The sequence below is a fragment of the Anaerostipes hominis (ex Lee et al. 2021) genome (assembly GCF_002270485.1).
GTDB classification, from domain to species: Bacteria; Bacillota; Clostridia; order Lachnospirales; family Lachnospiraceae; genus Anaerostipes; species Anaerostipes hominis.
In genome coordinates this window covers 1-3,824 of record NZ_NQOG01000047.1, presented here as the reverse complement: position 1 = coordinate 3,824, position 3,824 = coordinate 1, and the positions used below count along the sequence as shown (strand labels likewise).

3 protein-coding genes are annotated in these 3,824 nt (G+C 41.0%); all 3 read right to left on the bottom strand.

What is annotated here, in order from left to right; translation table 11 throughout:
* Nucleotides 1-499: 499 nt before the first annotated feature.
* The 3 genes from CI597_RS17385 to rlmD all read right to left on the bottom strand — a co-directional run bounded on the left by CI597_RS17385 (nt 500) and on the right by rlmD (nt 3,692).
* Nucleotides 500-1,549, bottom strand: a complete 1,050-nt coding sequence (locus tag CI597_RS17385; protein WP_024728515.1) for a virulence RhuM family protein — start codon at nt 1,547-1,549, stop codon at nt 500-502.
* Between the two features lie 218 nt (nt 1,550-1,767).
* Nucleotides 1,768-1,998, bottom strand: coding sequence for a hypothetical protein (locus CI597_RS17380; RefSeq protein WP_024728516.1), 231 nt, complete (start codon nt 1,996-1,998; stop codon nt 1,768-1,770).
* Between the two features lie 23 nt (nt 1,999-2,021).
* Nucleotides 2,022-3,692 (bottom strand): 23S rRNA (uracil(1939)-C(5))-methyltransferase RlmD, encoded by a 1,671-nt coding sequence (rlmD, locus tag CI597_RS17375; RefSeq protein WP_024728517.1) that lies wholly within the window; start codon nt 3,690-3,692, stop codon nt 2,022-2,024.
* Nucleotides 3,693-3,824 lie beyond the last annotated feature (132 nt).

Genomic DNA, 3,824 nt, shown 5'->3' with positions numbered 1-3,824 from the left:
CTACGATTTCGCTATCCCTTCTTCTCGCCCACACCTCACGATGCAAACCTTGGGAGTCGCTTACAAGTTCGTCGGTAGCTACGCCTATGTGGACTTGCACCACAGAACACGGACATGCCCGTCATACATAAAAAGGGATACTTTTTTACAAGTACCCCTCAAATTCAATATTTAATTTGTTGTGTTCCCACACTCTATATCAACTACTACTGAAACATTGATATAGTTTTTAATCTCTTTATTTCGGATTTTATCACCCTCACTTGTAAACACGATATGCTTGAAAAAGTGCCTAAAATTAAGGATCTCTACATAGTTTTTCGTTGTAGCAACACACAAGTCTCCACATGAGTATCAAATTAAAACATATCCCCACAAAATCACGGAAATATGGACAATACTTATACAGTACTAACACTGATTGTGCATCCCTTTTCCCACAAAAAATATATTTAATACTCATTTTTACACCATTTATTATCTTCTGCTGTTTCCTACTTTATAAATTCTGTTTTCCTTTTTCTTCTAATTCCATCAAAAACTTATCGTAATCAGACATAAATAGTCTGTCTTGTACAATACGATATTTTTCAAATTCTGTTTCTGCATGGAGTTTTGCCTGCTCTGCACTAATCTTACCTGCACCTGTAAGTATCTCGTTTCCGTTAAATTCCAGAAAACCATCTAACCGCTTTGCCCAATCTTCCATACTCATCGGAATATGACGTTCTGCCTGCAATTCTGCATAATCAAGATATAAAGATACAATCCTTTCCATATAGGATATTTCTTTGTCATTTAAATAATTCTTTGCGATTGACACATCAGCTTTTACAATTTTTCCATTTGGAGCTGCTTCCCATGTAGATAATCCCATGTGTTCCTTCTCCGCATTAGCCCGTTCAACAATAAGTTCTGCTGCCGTATGTCTATGAACAGCCCAATGCATTTTATTTTGTACGGTCCGGAAAAAACGTCTGGTAGTCCCCGCATCCTTATCATAATCAAAAGCAGTAGCATATAGGTCAGTAATCTTTTGGTAAAATTTACGCTCTGAAAGCCTTATCTCACGAATGTTCTCTAACTGCCGCTCAAAATACTCATCTGTGAACATATGACCTTTTTTTAGACGTTCTTTATCCATTGTCCAGCCCTGGATGGTATAATCTTTAACAATTTGTCCTGACCACTTACGGAAACGCACTGCACGCTCATTGTTTACCTTAAAACCGACTGCGATAATCATCTGCAAATTATAATGGATAACTTCACGGTTTACCTGTCTTGTTCCTTCCGTTTGAACTATTCGGAATTTCCGAATAGTTGCTTCCTCAACAAGCTCACTATCATCATATATTTTCTTAATATGCTCATTTATTGTCGGCAAACTTACGTCATAAAGCTGTGCCATCATTCTCTGCGTCAGCCATATATTCTCATCCTCATAGCGCATTTCCATGCTATGCGCATTATCTCCGATAGACGCGACATACGTCAGATATTCTGCTGCCGAGCTATGGATAGCTATCTCATTTTTCTTTTTTGTCATTATATTTCTCCCAATGCAATTTTTCATCGTTACTCTAACACCAAAACCGCCTTTGTCTAACAAGTTCAAATTTTATTTATATAAATCCTTTCTCAGTCGCATTACCAACACATTAAATTGTTCTTCATTTTGTTGTTGGATAAATTTTTCTACTTCTTTCGTCAAACCGTCATCCTTGGAAATCAGCTTCAGCTTAGGAATTGCCATTTTTAAATCATTTATTGCATTATTTCTATTTTCATCATCAGATAATTCTTGTTATATCTGGCAACTCCTAAAGAAAGCTTGGCTTCAGCAGGAAAAAGTACAATTTGTGCAAATACAATTATTGATTCATACACTCTCTTTTTTTCCTGCATCGGCTGAAAAATGAAGGTAGATAAAATTAATGTAATCAAAGAAGAACCCAATATACTAATAACTATTGATATCACATTATCTATACTCATGTTTCTAACCTCAAAAATACATATTATATAACCTCAAAATGCTTCAAGGCATCTTTGATTGCTTCTACTTTTTCTGGTGTTGGATGCTTCCTCGGCTGTTTCAATTCCTCTACCGCATTTGGAGCATCGTACATCGGCAAACCTAATTTCCTCTTTACCTCTGCAATATATGCGGTATGTACTTTGAAGCCATATTTCGCTTCTATGTACTCCTGTATCATCTTGTAAGTAACTCGCTCTTTCGGCTTGTAGGCTTCTGCTCTTTCAGAAATCGCCTTTAGCGGAACCTTGTCCTCACCCTCGCCAAACTCTACTTTTACGTTGATATGACTATCTGGCTTTTTGTGGGAAAGCAGTACCACCGTCTCCACATGCACCGTCGAAGGAAACATATCCACACATCCCCCTCTCTCAACTTCATACCCGGCCTCCCGAAAGATTTCCAGATCCCTCGCCAAGCTCGTAGGCTTACAGCTGATATAAACCATCTTCTCCACCCCAAAGTCAATGATCTTCTGAATTGCTTTCGGATGTATCCCATCCCGGGGCGGGTCCAGCACAATAAAGTCCGGCTTGTCTTCCAGCTCATCGATCACCTTCAGCACATCCCCTGCGATAAATTCACAGTTATCAAGCCCATTGAAACCGGCATTTTCCCTGGCAGCCTCCACGGCTTCTTCGACGATCTCCACACCGACCACCTTCTTTGCCACCGGCGCCAGCATCTGGGCAATGGTCCCGGTTCCGCTGTACAAGTCAAAGATGACCTTGTCCTTCGTCTCTCCTACATACTCCCTGGCAGTCTCATACAACACTTCCGCCCCCAAAGTATTAGTCTGGAAGAAAGAAAACGGAGAAATCTTAAATTTCAGCCCAAGGATTTCCTCATAGAAAAAGTCCTCCCCGTAAATTGTCTCTATCCGGTCTGCCTGCACCACATCGGCCAGACTGTTGTTCATCGTATGCAGAATCCCCCGGATGCTGCCGTGAAGGGGCAGAGAGAGCATCTCCTCTGCCAGAGGCTTCATATCCACATCAGCCTGGGAAGTTGTGACGATATTGATTAGCAGGTCCCCATTTGCCTCGGAACGGCGGATAACCAAGTGCCTTAGATATCCCTCGTGGCTCATTTTATGATAAAAATCACAGCCTAATCGTGAAAAATAATTTAATGCACAGGAGACGATCAGATTATAATCATTATCCACAATTTTGCAGTCCGTAATGTTGACAATATCGTGGAATGTATTCTTCTTATGCATGCCCAGAGCCAGCGGGCCTTCTTTGACTTCATCTCCAAAGGAAAACTCCATCTTGTTGCGGTATTCCCACCATTTAGGGCTTCCTTTGATTCCCTCCCATTTTTCATCGGGGATATAATCCTTTAAAAGCTCCCGTACCTGACCCTCTTTGATTCTCAGCTGGTTTTCATAGGAAACCGTCTGATAAAAACAGCCCCCGCAGGTCCCGAAATGAGGACACCTTGGGATACCATCCTCCATCTCAGACGGCTCCAGCACTTCTACCAGTCTGGCGACAGCTTTGTCTTTCCGAAGCTTGGTCACCTGTCCTGCGATTCTTTGGCCCTGGATGACCCCTTTGACTGTGATCTCCCGGTCCTCAAATGCAAATGTCCCTTTATTCGGAAACTCTGTCTTTTCAATCAAGCCTTCTACAAAATCCTTCTTTTTCATCTTTATATCCATTCCTTTCGCTTCGCTCAGGCACAAAACGTTATGAAAATATTTCCCTGAGCTTATTTTTTCTTTATAATTCTTCTTTGTAGGGAACTCGGTATACTACAAATCACGAGGAGGTGAGTGGGC

What these genes read in the sequence shown, in the direction of transcription:
- rlmD (WP_024728517.1), bottom strand. Translation starts at nt 3,692, where the DNA reads ATGAAAAAGAAGGATTTTGTAGAAGGCTTGATTGAAAAGACAGAGTTT.
- CI597_RS17385 (WP_024728515.1), bottom strand. Translation starts at nt 1,549, where the DNA reads ATGACAAAAAAGAAAAATGAGATAGCTATCCATAGCTCGGCAGCAGAA.
- CI597_RS17380 (WP_024728516.1), bottom strand. Translation starts at nt 1,998, where the DNA reads ATGAGTATAGATAATGTGATATCAATAGTTATTAGTATATTGGGTTCT.